This is a genomic window from Parafrankia sp. EAN1pec (genome assembly GCF_000018005.1).
GTDB lineage: Bacteria > Actinomycetota > Actinomycetes > Frankiales > Frankiaceae > Parafrankia > Parafrankia soli.
Genome location: NC_009921.1, coordinates 3,081,275 through 3,097,903 on the forward strand (window position 1 = coordinate 3,081,275; position 16,629 = coordinate 3,097,903).

Consider the following 16,629-nt stretch of genomic DNA (forward strand, 5'->3'; position numbering starts at 1 on the left):
CGGTGACGCTATCGCTGGGGCGAAGTCGCGCCGCTCTTCGCTTCCGGGTGACGTGCGTCTGGGCGGGTCCTCGTGTCTACGTCGCGCGGCCTGCTCAGCGCGGGGCCTCAGGGGAATCGGTGCCGGCGGGGCCGGGTAGGGGCTGGGCGGTGAGGCACAGGGCGGCGTGGTCGCTCAGCCCTTGTTGACGGGGGGCGTGGAGGTAGTCGCAGCTGGTCAGGTCGAGCCGGTCTGCGGTGAGGAAGGTGTGGTCGAAGCGGTAGCCGTTCCCTCCGCGGCCGTACCAGCTGTGACCTGGGGCGTCGGGGTGCAGCGCCCGGTAGGCGTCGGTGAGGCCGGCCGCGGTGAAGGAGCGGTAAAAGTCGTACTCCCATTGGCCGAATACCGAGTAGTGGGGGACGTGTCCTGGTTCGACGACGTTGAGGTCGCCGGCCACGACAACCGGCCCCTCGAACCCGGCGAGGAAGCCGGGTAGAGCCTTGGTGACCACGTGTTGGAAGGCGCGCTTCTTCTCGTTGCGGCGCTCGGCCGGTCCGCGGGACGGGACGTAGAGGCCGAGGAGCCGCACCCGCTGTCCTCCGATGTGCAGGTCTGCGGCCGGGGCACGGTGGGGCAGAACGTCGATGTGGGTCTCGACGGGTTCGAGGGGTGCGCGTGAGGCGATGGCCGTGCTGTAGTCGGGCAGGTCTGGCCGCGGTGCGTGAAGGTGGGCGTAGCCGTGATGGGCAAGTGCGTCGAGAAGGGCGTGGCCGCCGGGTCCGTAGCCGACTTCGGTGAGCACGACGATGTCCGCGTTGGGCTGCCGGCTGAGCCAGGCGGCTTGGCGGCGGGCCCGGTCGGGCGCGGCGTGCTGGGCGTTGAACGTGACCAGCCGCAGCTGTGTTGCGGACGCGGGAGCGGTGGGTGCAGCCGCGTTTGGGAACAGGGACTGCTGCGGGTTCATGCGTGCGAGGCCGTTTCGTCGAGGAAAACCTCGCCGCCTGCGTCGAGGTCCTGCTGGAGCTGGCTGAGGGTGACGCGGACGAGAGCGAGGTCCTCTGCGGACAGTGGCTCGTCGAGGGCGGAGAGGTTCTCGCGAATCTGGCCGGGGGTGGTGAAGCCGACGAGGACGGCCGCGTTGTCGCTGCGCTGAAGGCTGTAGGCCAGCGCCACTCTGACCAGGTTTTGGGTCGAGGAGCCGAACCGGTCGCGCAGGGGACCCAGCCGGCGGTCAACGAGCGCGAGCCCGCCGGGGGTGTACCAGCGTTTGCGCTGCCGGTGATCCCCATCGCCGAAACGGGGTGGACGGCGCGGGTCGTACTTGCCGGTGAGCAGGCCCTGCCCGAGCGGCTTGTTGATCAGGATGCTGGTGTGGTGCTCGGCCGCGAGGGTGAAGATGTCCTGCTGGCCGGCAGGTGGGGGCGGGGTCAGCGGGTTGTGGCGGACGGCGAGGAAGTCAGGGCGGATGTGGTCGAACAGGGCCCGGAAGCGGGCGTGCTTGTCCGGCAGAGCGGACCGTGGGTGGGTGAGCCGGTGGGGGGCGTAGCGGTGCGGGCCGCGCATGCCGACGCAGCGGACGAGGCCCTGGCGTTGGAAGTCGCGCATCTGCTCGATGGCGCCGTCGAGGTGGCGGTCGTCAGGGCCGAACTCGTTGTTGTGGAAGAAGTAGATGTCGAGCCGGTCGGTGCGCAGATTCTCCAGGCTGGTCTCCAGCTGGCGGCGCATCGCGGCCGGCAGGTAGGCGTGGGCGGCCGTACCAGCGAAATAGCCGACCTTGGACGACAGCACGACGCTGTCCCGGTCGACCTGAGCGACGAGGCGGCCGAGGAGTCGTTCGGAGTGGCCGTGGCCGTACACGTCGGCGGTGTCGAACAGGTTCGCGCCCAAGGCGTACGCGGTTTCCAGACCGGCGGTGGAGGCGGCGTCGTTGGCGGTGGACCAGCCCATCGGCATGCCCAGGTTGTGGTCGGGGCCGCCGATGGCCCAGCAGCCGACGCCGATCGGGTGCACTGTCAGCCCGCCGGCCAGCGTGCGGGGTGCGGGGAAACGTTCGTCCGTCATCTCGTTCACCTCGTTGTCCGCCGGCTGTCTCTGGGGGCGACCTGTGCGCGGGCGCTGCTGGCTGTGACGTTAGGGTCACCGGCATGACGACTCCGGACCCCGCCACCCTGTTGGACCTGGATGCGATCAGGGCGAAGGGGTGGGCCGACCGTAGCGACTTCCCCGACGCCGAATTCGACCGGGCCGAAGCGTTCTACACAGCGATGCGGGCCCACGACGGACGACTGCACACCATCCGTGCCAAGGCGTCGGAGCTCATCGAGCAGTGGACCGGACATCAGCCGCGGGACGTCGGCTCGTTCGGGACCCGGCTGAATCTGGAGGCATCCGACCTCGATCTGGGTATCGGCTACCCGGTGGAACGCCGTGCCGAGCTGATGGCCACGCTCGACGGGCGCGCCCGCTTCCTCGGTGAGCGTTACACCAGTTTCTCCACCACCCGGCTGGTGTTCAGCTTCACAGAGGACGACGTGGAGATCGACCTGAGCGCGCTCACCGTGGACGACTTCGCGGTGGCCTGTCGGATGCTCGATCAGATCGACATCGCGATGAGCCACGACGAGCGGGTCTGCCACACCTGGGTCAAGCACCTGCTGCGCCAGACCGGCCGGCTGGAGGACTACGCCGCGTGGAAGCTGGTGACCTACGCGCGGTTCTGCCCGGAGTTCAACTGGGTGCCGATCCCGGAGAAGACCGGCGCCTGACCCGGCATGGGTCGGCGGGTCAGCTGGCACAGGAGTCCGCCGCATTGATCAGCGTCCAGCCGCTGGCCGCCGACCATCGCCGGTGCTCGGCGGCGAGCAACTCTGCGTGCTCCCGGTCGAGCACGGGCAGCAGATCGTACACGGTACCCGTGAGCACGCCCCGCAGCAGGGCAAGTTGCCTTTCGGTTCGCTGCCAGATCCGCGCATCCAGGACCGCCTCGGTCATCGGATCATGGTGTAGCGGGTGGGTGTCGACCTCGGCGATCAGGTCACCGAGCACCGCGTAGCTGGCGTCCTTGAGTACCCCACGGGCCTCGCGGACCTGACGGCGCGAATCGCCGTCGAGGACCTTTTCCAGCGACTTGAAGGTGTAGTCGAGGGCGAAATGCCGGTCGACCCAGCGCTGCGCCCAGCTGGCAGCGACTCCGATCCGCCAGTCGATGTAGCGGGCCTCCACCCGGCCCATCGACGGCGTCACCGCCCCCGCAAGACCAGCCTGCTGGACCCGTCGGGTGTAGGCGGCGCCGATCAGGCACTCCATGCCGACCAGCAGGTAGGAGATCCCCCGGTAGAACGGTTGACCCGTGCTCGCTGTCGAGACGAACCGTGCGTCCCGAACGCCCCGCACGACTTCGGCGGCAGGAAGATCAGGTTGCGGTGCCAGCAGCAGATCGGTGCGGCCCTGGAACGCATGCGTGGCCTTCAGTTCGTCCAGGGTCATCAGTGGGTCGAAGGTGATGTAGGTGAACCGGGTCGGCACGCCGAGCGTGGACAGGGTCCGGACCGCCAGCAGGTTCTGCTCGCCCGTGGTGTCTTTTGCGAACCGGTCCAGGACGCTGTCCACCCCGGACTCGACGCCGAACAGCATCCGCCGCAGCCCCCTGGCGACCAGCGCCCGCCACATCTCGGCGCGCTCGACGTGCCAGCCACGGTCCTGGTCGGGGTCGACGATCTGATCGACGCGGCAGCTGGACTCCCAGCCGAAACCCGCTCCGTGCAGCAGACCGGCCAGCTCCAACGCCCTGCCCGTGGCGTTGGGGCCGCGGCCGAGGAACTCCTCGTCGACCAGGTACAACGTCCGCGACACCTGCGGATAGCGGTCGAAGACCGCCGCCAGTTCGCCCAGCAGCCACGGCAGCCGTTCGGCGCCGGCACCTGACCAGGCGCCCTTGTGGCCGCGGGGGCAGAACGAGCAGTAGCTGGTGCAGCCCCGACTGGTCTCCAACTGCGCGACACCGTGATGGGTGAACGTCGCCGGCAGCAGGTCGAGTTCGGGAACGACATCGGCCGTCACGTCCCGGGTGACGGGCTTCGCGGTCCGCCGCTGCCCGACCGCCAGCCCACCTCCACGAGGTGCTCCCACGTATCCCAGGCCGGGAACCTCGTCGAGGCCACCGTCGCCGTGCCAGTGCGCCAACAGCGCCCCGATCGTGGCCTCCCCACCCGTCCTGGCGACCAGCAGCCGGGGAAACCGGTCCAGCAACACCCGCTCGACCCGCGCGGTGAGGCTGCCACCGGCCACGACGAGCGGCGGATCAGCACCGGCGTAGACCGCTTCCAGCAGGCGGGTGAGCAGGTCGTACTGGCCGAACGTCGCGGAGACTCCGAGGATGTCCGGTCGGCCCGCGTCGACGCGGGCGACCAGGTCATCGAGATCAAGCCCCAGCTGCATATCAGCCAGAGACACCGTGCCGAGCAGTGTCTCCCGGGCTGCGCGCGCCACCGTGCTGATCCCCAGGGGGAACCGCGGCAGCGGGAACGTCTCCGGGTGATACAGCGCCGCCAGGAGAACATCGGGACGCGAAAGCCGCTGCACGGCTGTCTCATCCAGCTGGGCCAGCGACAGCCACGACGCCGGCTCTTCGATCGCCAGCGACTCTCGCGCCCACATCGGCCAGGTCCGGGAGCGGTGCGGCTGACCGGACAGGTCCGCGACAACCCATCGATCATCGGACCGCTCGACGAAGACCAGACGGCGGTCGAGCGTGCCCGCGACCCGGACCCGACACACCTGACCCTCGAAGCGTCGTTCTACCCAGCCGCGGAGCACGCCGGGATCAAGTAGTAGATCACCTTGAGGTGGGGCGGCGGGACTCGCGCCAGCAAGGCGCAGGGCGGTGGACAGTCGAGCGAAGGGCTCATGCGGATGCTCCACGACTTTGCCTCCGGACGGACGGTGCCGAAGCCGCCGTGTTGAGGCCTCCGAAAGGCCTCGGCGACTGTAAAGGTCCTGTCACTGTCCGCGACCTGGCGGGGTCAAGTCATTCCCTGTACTGCGAAGAAGTTCTTCGGTACCGAACAGGTCTGCTACCTGCATAGACGGTAAGGATGGGCTGCATCACTTCGCGGCTACCGGCGCCTGAACGGCGATTTTTTTGTGGGAAGTGAACATGCCTCGCTGAGGTGATACGAAGGCGAGCCGGATTCATCACAGGAGAAGTCGGCGGGACGACCCTGCGGAGCCTCAGTTCCTCCGCACCTGGGCTCCTGGCTGTGATATCGGAGGCGCACGACTTCCTGGGGCCGATCAGCTCAGGCCCGACGGGCGCGGATGGGCAAGATCGGACACGCCGTACCTCGACATCGAGAGGGGACAGTCGCTGCCCTATGCTGATCTCACGGCCTCACCACAACATCTGGCACTTCCCGTTACACGGCGATGCCATCTGTTGTGATCGTTTGCCGGATGTAGTCAGCCAGAATGAACGTGTCGATCGAGAGGAACGCGCCGTGGTTGACGCAACGCCGACGATGGGAATTCGTACGCCCAGCGGCATGGCACGGCGAGCACCGCGCCATCGCCAGTCCGTGACAAGGGCCTTCACGGTCGGCGGCGCCTACGGTTTCATCATCGCGTCTCTGCACGCCGACGGTTCGTTGGCGGACGTCAATCTGATCATGGCGAAGCAGGGGTCCACTTTGCGTGGCCTGACCGAGACCGTCTCGTCGGCGATCTCGACTGGGCTGGCACACGGCGTGCCGCTGGTGACGTTCGTCCGGCAGTTCGCCGACCTGCGGTTCGAACCGTCGGGACACACCGACGATCCCGAGATCCCGCGGGCAACGTCGATCATCGACTATGTGATGAGGCGTCTGGCGTTGGACTTCCTGCCGTTGGACGATCGCACCACATTGGGCATGCTCACCCCGCTGGAGCGTGCTGAGATCGCGGCCGAAGCAACACCGGCGCCGCTGTCGTGGTCGGACACGCCGGGGATATCGATGTCCGGGTCCTTCGAGATCCCGGTCCAGGTCTCGCGCTAAGACGCTTCTGCTCGCTGAACCGGTTCACACGGTTGCGTGGCAAGCGCGCGACACGTCACGGTCAGTATGCAGTCAATATCGTCGCTGATCGTATAAACAGCTCCTGCCGCGAGACTTTACGTGCTAGGTGTCGGAAGGTCCCATCCAGAGACCGCGAAGTTCTGCCGCTTTCGGTACAGCTCGATACCTAGCCGCGTATAGCGGTAGGTGTTGTCAGGCAGGGCGTCAAGTGGAAACCAGCCGATGCGGGCGCACTTGAGGGGCTCGGCGTTGATCGGCTCGCCGTCCCACGACTGCGCGCGAAAGAAAAGTCCGAGCCGGTCTTCGCCGAACTCGTTGCGGAAATGCACGGTCGAGGCGAGAGACAGCGACCGGCGGTCCAGACGAAGTCCGAGCTCCTCGCGGGCCTCGCGGCAAATCGCGGCGGCAGCGTCCTCTTCGGCTTCGAGTTTCCCACTGGTTCACTAGGCAAGTCGGCTGTCGGCACCTGTTCCGTCGGTCACGCGGATCGAACGCCGCTACAGCATCGGCCTCACCCTCATCCGCGACAAGGCAACCCTATCCAGGTCGGTTGCAGCGGCGGCCCGGCGGGTCGACCGGGTATACGCATCGCTGGATCTGGCCCGACTTAGGCCAATTAGTGCGTGCCGTGGATGGTGTCGAGGGCGGTCCGGAGGTCGTCGGGGAGGGGTCGGCGGCATAATGGTGTCGGCGGCCTGGATCGTGATGGTGCGGTAGCAGCGGGCGGTCGTGACGAACTTCCTGATCGACCAGCCGGTCGTGTTCTCGATCCACCGGTTGACGGCGAGGGCTGCGAACACGATGGCCCGGTGGGCTTCGATCGACTCTCGGATGCGGTGCTAGATCGGCCGGGGGGCGAGGTCGGACTTGCTCATCCAGAATCTCTTCTCGACGTTCAGCAGCCGGCTGTAGGTGCTGCGCCATTCGTCGTCAGCCACGTCGTCGAGTGTGTGCGGGGCATGTTGGTTGCGGTCGCGAAGCTGCGGATCAGTAGGTGGAGGGCGACTTCGTCGGGAGTCCACGAAATCCGCCCGGTCAAGCGGCCCTCGTCCAGTACTTGCGACCGGGCGCTCCCCGCTGGGCCAACGCACCTCGAAGCGACCCGCGAGGAGGGCGTTCGGGGCTTCTGCCACTTCTGTGCAGACGCCGTGCCATAACGTTTGCGGATTGTCTAGTAACGCGACGGTCAGGTCGGCCAATGGGCTGACGTCCGCGCGACGATGCCCCATGATGGGGATGCTGACAGTCTTCCTTGATCGTTTCTACGCGCCTTTTCGTATGGCTGGCGCACGTTCGCTGTGGCATCCTTTGACCGACGTGGGGCATGGCGGTCGGACCCGCACCGCGATGTCTGTCAGCGGCCGGGTTGGTGCTGGAGGGACATTGACGAACGGTTATTCGAACAATTCTGGCAGCGTCTCTGGCGCCGGCCGGAGCCTGCCCGCTGCCTCCTTCTCTCTTCCGAAGGCGCCGGTTACGACTGCGGCACCCGGTTCGGCGCGCTCCATTGCTTCCTCCGACGCGGCCGGGCAGACTCAAGGGCCGTCTGACCGGATCGCGGCGACCCTTACGTCAACCCCAAGGCCGCTCTGGCAGAGATCTGGTCCCTGTGGTCGGGCCGTCGGCCTGCCTTGTCAGTCAAGCGCGTCCGACGTGGCGAATCGCCACCATAAATCTTCGGAGGAACAGACGAGATGCAGCCGTTGGCGAACTCCCGGCGAGCCATCCTCCAGGCAACCTACGCGCCAATCGAGACCCCGGTCGACCAGCGCGAAATGCTGCGAGGGCCGGAGAAGCGCGCGCTCCTGCTGATGCTGCGACCTACCTCGGCGGAACTGGAGGCGGTTACGGGCGAAGGGCGTTCGCTTCACCATGCGAAGGACGTCAGGACGCTGATCGAATCGGGTGGCGCGGATGTCAGCGGCGAGATCGCCATCGCGACACGGCTGCCGGCCCAGGTAGTTCTCGACCTCGCCAGGCAGCGCGTTCGCTCTGACACGTCCAGTCAAGCCGACCTTGAGCCCGGACAGCAGCGGGTCGCACGGGCGTTCGCCGCCTTCGCGGATCTCCTCAAGATCGAGCCGATCGGCTACCTGCACCTGGAGAAACTGGCGTTCACACCGATCGGTGTCGAGCGTGGTGAGCTGGTCTATTCCGTTCCGCTGGCGCCGGCCGAGGAAATCAACCTCGTTCATCGCGAGTGGTCCAACACCAGCGAGGAATTCGAGCGCCTTGCCACGGATCTGCTCGAGGAGTTCAGCGAGGAGGGTGTTACAGAGAAGAGTGAGCTGCAACAGTCCACCGAGAACCAGTATCAGCACTCGACTGAACTCAGCGCGAGTGTCAACGTGTCCGGCCGCTACGGAACTGTACAGTTCGCGGCGTCCGGCTCGGCCGATGCGGCGACGTCCTCCGAGCGGTCCGAGGAGTTCTCCCGCAACCAGTCGAACACGCTCACCAGGAAGGCGTCTCGGCGGTCGGTCAAAGAACACAAGATTACCTTCAGAGTCGCCTCGGCGTCGGGCGTGGCAGACGAGGCAGTCAAGAAGTTCAAGAACCCGCACCGGAACAAGCCGATTCGGGTCGACTACTACCGGATGATGCGTAAGTGGTCGGTCGACCTGCTGCGGTATGGAATCCGCCTGACGTACGACCTTGTCGTCCCGGAACCAGGCGCCGACCTGCTCGACAAGATACTCGAAGTTCAGGCGATCGAGGCTGCCCTTCGGGAGGGGTTCGGTTCGGCGAGCGGGCCGCTGTGGGCGCAATTCAATCTCAAGCCGACCGACCTGACCCGAGAAAACTACGCCGACAAGGCGGCCGACTTCGTCGCCACAGTCGAGGCTCCGCCACCAAACAACAAATCGGTCAGCCGGACCGAGAGCCAGCAGTTCGGCACGTCGGACCAGTCGAAGCGGGGCCTGTCGTCCGCACTCGAAATCGACGTCGACCTCATGTACAGCGTCACGTCGGCGAGCGCGAGCTCGGCCGGCTTCGAGTGGCCAGGAAATCGCAGCGACTGGATGCGTGACACGGTCGTCGTGAACGATGCCTACGTGCAGGCGTACACGCTGGGAAGGTCAGGCAAGGTAGCGGTACCTTATTCTATGAGGTACGCCGCGAGCTTCTCGATCACCGTGACGCTCGACCTCACGCTGCGCAATGATGCTTTTCTGGCATGGCGGAACAAGGCATGGGTAGCGATTCGGGATACCGCCGAACGGAGGTACTACGAACAGCGCGCTGTACTCCAACAACGACTGGCCGAACTACAGAAGGAGCTCGGCGCCGCCGACACTCTCACGCTACGTCGTATGGAGCGAGAGGAGATGATGAAGGGCGCCCTGCGCTGGCTCCTCGGCCCGTCCTTCACGACAAACGCGAAGACGACCTCTGATTACTACGACACGACCACGGACGGTGTGAAGGACGACGCGACATGGCTCGTCGGCCGCCAACTCGGCGAACGCCTGAGGTTCCTGCAGCAGGCGGTCGAATGGGAGAATCTCCTGTACATCGTCTATCCGTACTTCTGGGCTACCAAAGAGGCCAGGGAAGTCAGGAAGTTCCTCGACCACCCAGACCCGCTGCACCGCGCATTCCTGAGGGCCGGCGCCGCCCGGGTCGTACTCACCATCCGGCCTGGGTTCGAGGCTTCGTTTCTTGAGTTTCTCGGCGGGGAGACTGGGACGCCGGCGCCTTACCTGCGCATCGCGCAAGAAATGGAGGCGTTCGCGAACACCAACTATCCGGGCATCCGGCCAGCGAACGAGGTCGAAGACGCCAGGTCCCTGCTGTCACGGCGGCAGCGGCAGGCATGGAACGACATCCAGCTTCTCCAGGTGCTGCTTGAGGACTACCTCGTTGACAACGACCGCTATCCGGCGTCGCCCGATCCCGGTATGTCCGCGCTCATGCCGTTCGCCAAGGCCCGGGGTGTCGCGATGCCCACCACAGACCCCTGGGACAACGCGTACGTCTACTCGTGTCCGGGCGAGTTCGCCGAGTACGACCTGGCGTCCTACGGCGAGAACGGAGAGCCGGGCGGAACCGGGGACGCGGCCGACATCACGAGTTGGGCGGAGGCGTCACTGGTCGGCCAGTGGTTCGAGTACACCCCGACGAGTGCGCTCGATATTGGCATCGACGTCGATGAACACCTGTCCAGCAGTCGGGCGGTGCCAAGCCAGTGAACACGGCTGGTCATCACGCTGTCGGCGAGGAAGCCGGTCTGCCTCTGCTGGAGGCGGCCCTGGCCGCACGTGCGGGGAAAGTCGCCGGCCTCGACGCTTTCATCCTCGGTAACTGGCTCACCGACCTGTCTCAGACGGTCGACCCGGTCGCCTACGCCGGCGTGAAAACCAAGATCCAGAATAAGGTTGACGAATACCTGAGGACGATCACGAGCAACGCATTGGTGCAACAGGCTGGTCGATTTGTGCCAGCGACCACGAAGGCAGAGGCAGCGAAGATAGTCGCCGAGGTCCGGAACCGCGTGTTCGCCGCACTCGACGTCCTGCTTGGCGCCGGGCCGACCGACAGCGGCGCGGCTGGCGCCGCCTTGCACGACGCCGTCGTCGTCCTCGGCTATTTCAAGTTCGTCCATCCCGAGACCGACAGGGACGAACCGCGGATCCCGCTGGCGACGTACCTGACGATCGTCGAGGCTGGTTTCACGCAGTATTTCCCCCACGAGCATATGGACCGGCCGTCGGTCCGTCCCGGCGACCCCCCGGTATACGCCAGCGACCTCGACCGGGGCCCTAGGTCCGAGCCCGACAAGGTCCGAGGGCCGGACCTCTACCGTTACCTTCGTGACGACATCGAAATCCTGGCTGGTGGACTGGCGGAACTGGATCTTGATTGGGCTCGTGCCATCGCTCGCGGCGAGATCCCGACTGACGGGAGCGACCTGCGGTTTCCGGCGGGCCTGGCACGGCTGGGCCATCTGCTGCACGCGGTGGAGGATTTTTTCGCCCACTCCAACTTCATCGAGTTGTTCGTTAGCTCGCAGGGCGGAACTTATCTTCCGAAGCTCTTCGAGGGACGCGACGTCGAGATCTTCGCCCGACGGCTCAAGCGATGGTCACCAGGCGCCACGGCGACGGATTGGCGCACGCTGCCGACCGAGAACTTCGTGGTGACCGGCTACTTCGGCACATGGGACACCATGGTCTCGCTCGTCCACGCTGCGGAGGAGCTGCTGGGAATCGGATGGCAGGATCCGGCAAGGCGGGTCGGAGACGTGTTCAGATCCGTCGAGATGTTCGAGCGCTCCAAGATCGAAAAAGAATACTACGAGTGGATTGAGTCCGTGTCCGAGCTGCTCGACGACCCAGCGGCCGCGTTCGAGAATTCGAACAACCGAATAGCCCAGAAGGTCGCCGAGAATTGGGGCGACAAGGTAAAAACGATCAAGAATCCTGAAGTGCGCGCGACTGTGCTGCGACAGGTAATGGCCTCCACGAAGTTCCTGAAGACGGTCGACCCGAGCATCACCGCCCGAATCTACAACTTGGTAATCGCAGTGACCAAGGGGTTTGCGATCAACTCGCTGGTCATGTCCATCCGAAAATCGGTCGACACACTGAGGAAGCTTTTTACAGTACCACTCGAACTTATCCGCGATACGGCTGTCGCATCCGCCGGGGAGTTCGCCACGGAATCGGTCCTGTACCTTGCTAAGGATCTACTGCTCTACAACTGGATTCTGAGAGGGTCCGACCGTAACGTCGGATCTCACTCGCTGCTCGCCAAAGACACGGGATCGGAGTGGTTGTACCAGTACCAACGGGCCTGTGCGACCGCAGCACACTATATCGTCCTGAAAAATATGATGCGGCACTTCGACCCAACGACGGCGCCGCCCACGAACACCGTCGTCGACTGGCTCGCATTGCTTGAGTCGCTCCTTACGAATCCGGTGGGTACAACCTCTCAAAGACTCGAACTGAAAGTGACCGTACCGTCCGAAGTGTCGCTTCCGCCACAGACGCGGAAAGTGGTGGACTCGATCGAGCGCACGGCTAAGGCGGCCGGCGTCGGCGAGCGAGACGGGTTGCCGGCATGGCGCCAGGTCGCCGGGGCGACGTTCGGACTCGATAGTGAGACCGAGATGGAAGCCGAACAGATCTGCCGGGTGATCGCCCGAAATACACAGACCGAATGGCGACCGCGGTCCCAGCCGGCGACTGTTGAGGTTCTGTTGCCCGGACTGTCCGTCGTCGTCGGCTCCTTCGTCGGGAGAGGTAACCCCGAAACCCCGTGGCCGTCAGCGGTCCTGGAACGAGAACGGTCCTACCCTGGGAAAGGATGGGAGGTCGTCCGCGGCTACCTCGACTTCGCCGCCGACCAGTCGGTCGAGGCGGTCGTCCCGCCGACGCGGTTCGTGGACGAGCGAGTCGCGCGGCAGCGCATCCAGCTGTCGGCGGACAGGCGCCGCGGCGCGGAACTGCGCTACAATTCGTTCGCGAAGTAGAACCGTTGCACGCGAGTCTTCACGGCACGTCGGCGCTGGATGGCCGACGGTTCGGATTTGGCGAGGGCTTCCAGGCCGATGTAGGGGTGGGACTCAATCCATTCGCGTTTTATGACGTCGGGCCGTCCAGCGTCACCACGTCGACCTGGCCGTCCTCGGCCAGGTCGAGCAGCTGCGTCCTGGCACCAGCCGCGCCAACCATCGACGGCACCGGCGCGACCGGGCGCACCGGCCCGAACCGGCCGCAGCCCAGGTTCGGCTTGCAGAACCAGCCGGCCCGCCTCCGGGTGAGGATGCCCGACATTCCGGCGCCGTCCAGGTCGACCTACTGGTAGCCGGCACCCGCCAGCCCGGGGCGGGGCGCCCGCCAGGCTGGCCGCGTCGATCTCGCCGACCTCGTCGTCCAAGCTCGGACGGGCTCTACTCGAACACCACCGGCGGCAACGACCGGGTCAGGTAGCCGTTCCCGTCCTGGCGGTGGCCGCTCTGGGTCGACCCGTCAGGAACGTCCCGACCGTCTGCCCCGGCGAGTAGGTGAAGATGGTCGACCGAACCATGCAGTCGTCCCCCACGCTGACCTCGCCTGGGAGCGGTGGAACATCAGCACCCGCCGGCACAGCCGGTAGATTCGCACCTCGAACCCGGACCGGTAGGACGAGAACGGGTCGTCCCGGCAGGGCCACGGCCGGTCCGGCGCCGGGGTGGGCGTCTCGGCGTCGTGGTCGCCGTAGTCGACGACCACTTCGAACAGCCAGTCCGCCTGCGTCCATACCTTACAACCCAGCAGCAGCGACGTACCATCGGCAGTCAAGCCCACGACCTCTTTTGATCAGTGGAACGTACCCGCTTCGGTAGACACCCGGACTAGCTACCCGATCCGTCGGGAGAGCAACAAATGGGCGCGACACGCCGCAGATTTACCGAGGAGTATAAGGAACTAGCGGTAACTTTCGTCATCGACGGCGGCCGTTCTGTCGCCGAGGTCGCCCGGAACATCGGCGTCCACGAGATGACGTTGGGAAAATGGATGAAGAAAGCCCAGGACGAGGCGGGGAACTCGCAGCCGCCGGACACCGGCGCGGCTGCGCCCCATCCCAGACGCGTCCCCTGGCGTGCCGAGATCGCCTGAGCGCGCCGCCGGTAGGCGTCGTCATCGGAAGCTGGCCGCACACGGGTACGCGCATCGGGGTTGGGCCGTGACGCCCCGCACGGAGCGTTTGACACATCCAGATCCCCAGCAGCGGCCGGGTCCACTATCAGGCCGTTGCGGGCCGCGGTAAACGGGCGGCGGACAGGGGCAGCGTCCGCGGTGGGCGAGTCGTGCGAGCCTCATATCGGCGGCGTATGGTCGAGATCATGGCGCTATGTGCACCTGGCGCTCAAGTCCGTCAAGGCACGTGGTCCGGTACCGGCATTCTTCCATCCGCTGTTGGAAGCGGTATCCCAGCCGTGGATGGAGAATCCGCGTCCGGCCTGGATCTGCGCTACTGCCGCGGCCGTGTAGCCGACTGTGTTGGATGGCAGATCATCGGGGTCGGCCCAGTGGAGGCCCGCGCATTTGTGGGGCTCACGGTTTTCCGGTTCTCCTCGCCAGCGTGTGGCCGCGAAGAAGAAACCGATGCGGCCCTGTCCGTCGGAGTTGCGGTGATGCACCACATGTGCGCAGTGCAGGTCATCTGGTGTGAGGATGACGCCGACTTCCTCGGCGGCTTCGCGGATGGCTCCGTCGATCACGGACTCGCCCTGTTCGAGGTGTCCGCTGGGTGGGCAGAGCTGGCCGTCGGCGTAGCCGGTGTTGGCGCGCTCAGTGAGGAGGATCTTCCCGTCGCGTTGGAGCAGGACGTAGACGTCGACGATGCTGCGGTAGCGCGCGGGCACAGTTCTCCTTACAGCGGCATGGGTGGTCGGAGCGGATGGCCCTCAGGAGGGCCGATGATGCGCGGATCGTCTCGTGGGGTGATGCGCGCGACGTTGGCTTGGTCGAGTCTCTGGTCACGTGTCTGGCGCAGTTCGAGGGACAGTTCGACGACGAGCCGGCGCAAGGTCGCGGCGGTGGCACGTTCCTGGGCGAGGTCGGCCTTGGTGGCGGCGAGTTTCCGCGTGAGGTCGGCGTTTTCGTCGGCGAGGTCGCGCATGGCGGTGGGTGTGGAGTTCTGTGCTTTGACGAACGCGCGGAAGGCGTCGACCAGGTGGGGGTGGTCGGCGTAGACGACGTCGCGGCGGAGCCCGGATTCGACGATCAGCTCGGTGACGGTGAGTTTGCCGGACTGGGACCGCAACGGCATTCCGGCGAGCAGCCTCGCGGTCGCGGCCTCGATCGCGGACTTCTCGGCCGGCAGATCGCGCGGTTGGCGGGTCATCGTTGTCCTGCCGGTTCTGTCAGGTGGCTGGACGACGCGACGTGTCGGTCGATGACGGCTCTCGTGGCGTTCGCCTGGGCTTGGGCGCGGTCGCGGAGCGGTTGCGGCGTCAGGGAGTGATCGGCGGTGGCGTCGAGGTGGGTGAGCCGGGCATGGAGCTGGTCAACCGCCCGGTCGGTGAAAGCGAGGTTGGTGCAGGAGGATCGGCACTCGGATTCTCGCGGGCTGTCGGCGGCGAGTCCCTGGCTGGCGAGGATGCGCCGGCATTCGGCTGTTTCGGCGCGGTAGACGCAGGTGATGCCGTCGCCGTGGTGGATGTCCGGGTCGAGGCTGGCGAGGAGCCGCTGGGCGTTGCGGGTCTGGTTGACGACGCGGCCGGAGAACCGTGCTGCCCGGGTGATGCGGGCGTGGTAGTCGGCGGCGGCGGGGCCGCTGACGTGCTCGTCGTTCTCGAGGAGCCGGGCATCTGTGTCGACCTGTTCGAGGATCATCTCCAGGCGTTCGACGGGGAGATCGTCGAGCCAGGACGTGTCCGCGTCACCGGCGTAGTTGAGGGTGACCTTGGTATGGAGATGTCCGTACTGGAGCGCCGCCGCGACGAGGCCACGGGGCCGGCGCACGATGAAATAGGCCAGCGTCCGCCGGAACCGGGCTGCGTGCAGGTGCTTGGTCGGGTCCGGTGGGATCGGCGCGTCGCCGTCGGGGCGGGCGAACGTGGTGTTGATCCAGGTGGTGAGGTCTTCCAGATCCCGGTTGATCGCCCCGGTGGAGCGGGCGTGGGTCGTGTTCGCCCGATGGGCGTGGGCCATGATCGGGCTTGCCGGGAACAGGAACGGGAAATCAGCCAGGTTCTCCAGCATCTCGACGGCGCTGTGGACCGGTGTGACGACGACCCACGGTCGGCCGGGTTCTGCGTGTCGGGTCAGTGGGCCGCGGTCGTAGCCTTTGCCGCGCCGGCCGCGTAGCAGCAGTTCGCCGGTGCGGGGGTCGCTGTCGCGGCAGCCGTGGGGCAGGTTGAGAACCTCGCCGGGCCGCATGCCGGACAGGTAGCAGATGACCACGAACGCAGACGCGTAAAGCATCCTGATCATGGTGGGTAGCTCCGGGACGCTGATGGGCTCGGCCCGCCAGGGAACGCGGTCGATGTGTCCTGTGATCGTACCGATGTAGGTGTTGGTCGCCACCGGGAGTCCGGACTCCTCCAGCAGAGCGCGCTGCTGTGGCGGCAGGCCGAATCGTTTGTCCGGTGGGACGCCGACGAGGCGGAGAACGTGGGCACCGTTGACGGCGACGGCCTTGCCTGCGGTGCTGCGTCCGGGGAGCGGGGTTCCGTTCTCGGCGGCCCGCCGGACGAACAGGTCGAGCCGGGCGGGCACACTCAGCCCGTCGTAGATCCGCTGGGACGGGTGGGTGCCGGCCTCGAGCCGGGCCAGCTCCTTCCAGGCGTCGCGGATGTCCGGCCCGATCGTCTCGACCATGGTCAGCGCCCAGCCCAGCAGCGCTTCCATCGTCGGCGCCGCGATCCGCGGGGGTCTTGTTCTCCCGGCCCGCCGGTGGCATGCGCACCAGATCCCTGGCGGCCGTGCCCGCCCACGGGTAGCCACCGAGTCGGCACTCGACCGGAACACACTCCCGGTAGATCCACAGTGTGCGGACGACGGCGAGAAGGTCGGCCTTCCGCTCGGGCAGACGGGCCAACCCGAGCACGTAGGCACGGTAGGCGTCCAGGTCGCTCACGGTGACGTCGGGGAGCCTGTGGACG

13 protein-coding genes and 1 pseudogene are annotated in these 16,629 nt (G+C 66.3%); 5 read left to right on the plus strand and 9 right to left on the minus strand.

Going from position 1 to position 16,629, the window contains the following annotated elements:
* Positions 1–94: 94 nt before the first annotated feature.
* On the minus strand, positions 95–943 hold the full coding sequence (locus FRANEAN1_RS12765) for an endonuclease/exonuclease/phosphatase family protein (RefSeq protein WP_020460195.1): 849 nt from the start codon (positions 941–943) through the stop codon (positions 95–97).
* Complete coding sequence (locus FRANEAN1_RS12770) at positions 940–2,040, minus strand: aldo/keto reductase (protein ID WP_020460196.1); 1,101 nt, start codon at positions 2,038–2,040, stop codon at positions 940–942. Before FRANEAN1_RS12770 ends, FRANEAN1_RS12765 begins: the two co-directional genes overlap by 4 nt.
* Before the next feature lie 83 nt (positions 2,041–2,123).
* Here FRANEAN1_RS12770 and FRANEAN1_RS12775 point away from each other — a divergent pair, with 83 nt between their 5' ends.
* Positions 2,124–2,744, plus strand: coding sequence for a hypothetical protein (locus FRANEAN1_RS12775; RefSeq protein ID WP_020460197.1), 621 nt, complete (start codon positions 2,124–2,126; stop codon positions 2,742–2,744).
* A 19-nt stretch (positions 2,745–2,763) separates the two neighbouring features.
* Here the strand turns inward: FRANEAN1_RS12775 and FRANEAN1_RS12780 are convergent, their stop codons facing one another.
* Positions 2,764–4,560 carry a B12-binding domain-containing radical SAM protein gene (locus FRANEAN1_RS12780; protein ID WP_041255805.1) on the minus strand — a complete coding sequence of 599 codons (1,797 nt, stop codon included), beginning with the start codon at positions 4,558–4,560 and terminating at the stop codon, positions 2,764–2,766.
* A gap of 791 nt (positions 4,561–5,351) precedes the next feature.
* On the opposite strand from FRANEAN1_RS12780, the gene FRANEAN1_RS12785 reads away from it, so the two are divergent.
* Positions 5,352–6,008, plus strand: coding sequence for a ribonucleotide reductase (locus FRANEAN1_RS12785; RefSeq protein ID WP_347177112.1), 657 nt, complete (start codon positions 5,352–5,354; stop codon positions 6,006–6,008).
* A gap of 116 nt (positions 6,009–6,124) precedes the next feature.
* On the opposite strand, the pseudogene FRANEAN1_RS12790 reads toward FRANEAN1_RS12785, so the two are convergent.
* Positions 6,125–6,451: pseudogene (locus FRANEAN1_RS12790) on the minus strand (NUDIX domain-containing protein); the annotation flags it as partial.
* A gap of 1,272 nt (positions 6,452–7,723) precedes the next feature.
* Between FRANEAN1_RS12790 and FRANEAN1_RS36980 the strand changes: the two are divergent.
* Positions 7,724–10,222 carry a type II secretion system protein GspG gene (locus FRANEAN1_RS36980; RefSeq protein WP_020460202.1) on the plus strand — a complete coding sequence of 833 codons (2,499 nt, stop codon included), beginning with the start codon at positions 7,724–7,726 and terminating at the stop codon, positions 10,220–10,222.
* Positions 10,219–12,507 carry an HET-C-related protein gene (locus FRANEAN1_RS12800; RefSeq protein ID WP_020460203.1) on the plus strand — a complete coding sequence of 763 codons (2,289 nt, stop codon included), beginning with the start codon at positions 10,219–10,221 and terminating at the stop codon, positions 12,505–12,507. Before FRANEAN1_RS36980 ends, FRANEAN1_RS12800 begins: the two co-directional genes overlap by 4 nt.
* Before the next feature lie 109 nt (positions 12,508–12,616).
* On the opposite strand, the gene FRANEAN1_RS12805 is transcribed toward FRANEAN1_RS12800, so the two are convergent.
* Positions 12,617–12,811: a hypothetical protein gene (locus FRANEAN1_RS12805; RefSeq protein WP_041254092.1), complete on the minus strand. Its 195-nt coding sequence runs from the start codon at positions 12,809–12,811 to the stop codon at positions 12,617–12,619.
* A 195-nt stretch (positions 12,812–13,006) separates the two neighbouring features.
* The gene (locus tag FRANEAN1_RS38590) at positions 13,007–13,318 is read right to left on the minus strand and encodes a SpvB/TcaC N-terminal domain-containing protein (RefSeq protein ID WP_020460204.1); all 312 of its coding nucleotides are present in this window, start codon (positions 13,316–13,318) and stop codon (positions 13,007–13,009) included.
* Positions 13,319–13,402: 84 nt separating this feature from the next.
* On the opposite strand from FRANEAN1_RS38590, the gene FRANEAN1_RS12810 reads away from it, so the two are divergent.
* Entirely contained in the window at positions 13,403–13,636 is a 234-nt protein-coding gene (locus FRANEAN1_RS12810; protein ID WP_020460205.1) for a transposase, read from the plus strand.
* A gap of 233 nt (positions 13,637–13,869) precedes the next feature.
* Here the strand turns inward: FRANEAN1_RS12810 and FRANEAN1_RS12815 are convergent, their stop codons facing one another.
* From FRANEAN1_RS12815 to FRANEAN1_RS12825, 3 genes are read right to left on the minus strand one after another with little or no spacing between them, the layout of a single operon-like run.
* A complete protein-coding gene (locus tag FRANEAN1_RS12815) occupies positions 13,870–14,385 on the minus strand; it encodes an NUDIX domain-containing protein (RefSeq protein ID WP_020460206.1) in 516 nt (171 codons plus the stop codon).
* An 8-nt stretch (positions 14,386–14,393) separates the two neighbouring features.
* Complete coding sequence (locus FRANEAN1_RS12820; protein ID WP_020460207.1) at positions 14,394–14,867, minus strand: hypothetical protein; 474 nt, start codon at positions 14,865–14,867, stop codon at positions 14,394–14,396.
* Positions 14,864–16,375, minus strand: a complete 1,512-nt coding sequence (locus FRANEAN1_RS12825) for an integrase (RefSeq protein WP_198145494.1) — start codon at positions 16,373–16,375, stop codon at positions 14,864–14,866. The genes FRANEAN1_RS12820 and FRANEAN1_RS12825 overlap by 4 nt, the downstream gene beginning before the upstream one ends.
* Between the last annotated feature and the right edge of the window lie 254 nt (positions 16,376–16,629).

What these genes read in the sequence shown, in the direction of transcription:
- FRANEAN1_RS12765 (WP_020460195.1), bottom strand. Translation starts at nt 943, where the DNA reads ATGAACCCGCAGCAGTCCCTGTTCCCAAACGCGGCTGCACCCACCGCT.
- FRANEAN1_RS12770 (WP_020460196.1), bottom strand. Translation starts at nt 2,040, where the DNA reads ATGACGGACGAACGTTTCCCCGCACCCCGCACGCTGGCCGGCGGGCTG.
- FRANEAN1_RS12775 (WP_020460197.1), top strand. Translation starts at nt 2,124, where the DNA reads ATGACGACTCCGGACCCCGCCACCCTGTTGGACCTGGATGCGATCAGG.
- FRANEAN1_RS12785 (WP_347177112.1), top strand. Translation starts at nt 5,352, where the DNA reads ATGCTGATCTCACGGCCTCACCACAACATCTGGCACTTCCCGTTACAC.
- FRANEAN1_RS36980 (WP_020460202.1), top strand. Translation starts at nt 7,724, where the DNA reads ATGCAGCCGTTGGCGAACTCCCGGCGAGCCATCCTCCAGGCAACCTAC.
- FRANEAN1_RS12805 (WP_041254092.1), bottom strand. Translation starts at nt 12,811, where the DNA reads ATGTCGGGCATCCTCACCCGGAGGCGGGCCGGCTGGTTCTGCAAGCCG.
- FRANEAN1_RS12810 (WP_020460205.1), top strand. Translation starts at nt 13,403, where the DNA reads ATGGGCGCGACACGCCGCAGATTTACCGAGGAGTATAAGGAACTAGCG.
- FRANEAN1_RS12820 (WP_020460207.1), bottom strand. Translation starts at nt 14,867, where the DNA reads ATGACCCGCCAACCGCGCGATCTGCCGGCCGAGAAGTCCGCGATCGAG.
- FRANEAN1_RS12825 (WP_198145494.1), bottom strand. Translation starts at nt 16,375, where the DNA reads ATGGAAGCGCTGCTGGGCTGGGCGCTGACCATGGTCGAGACGATCGGG.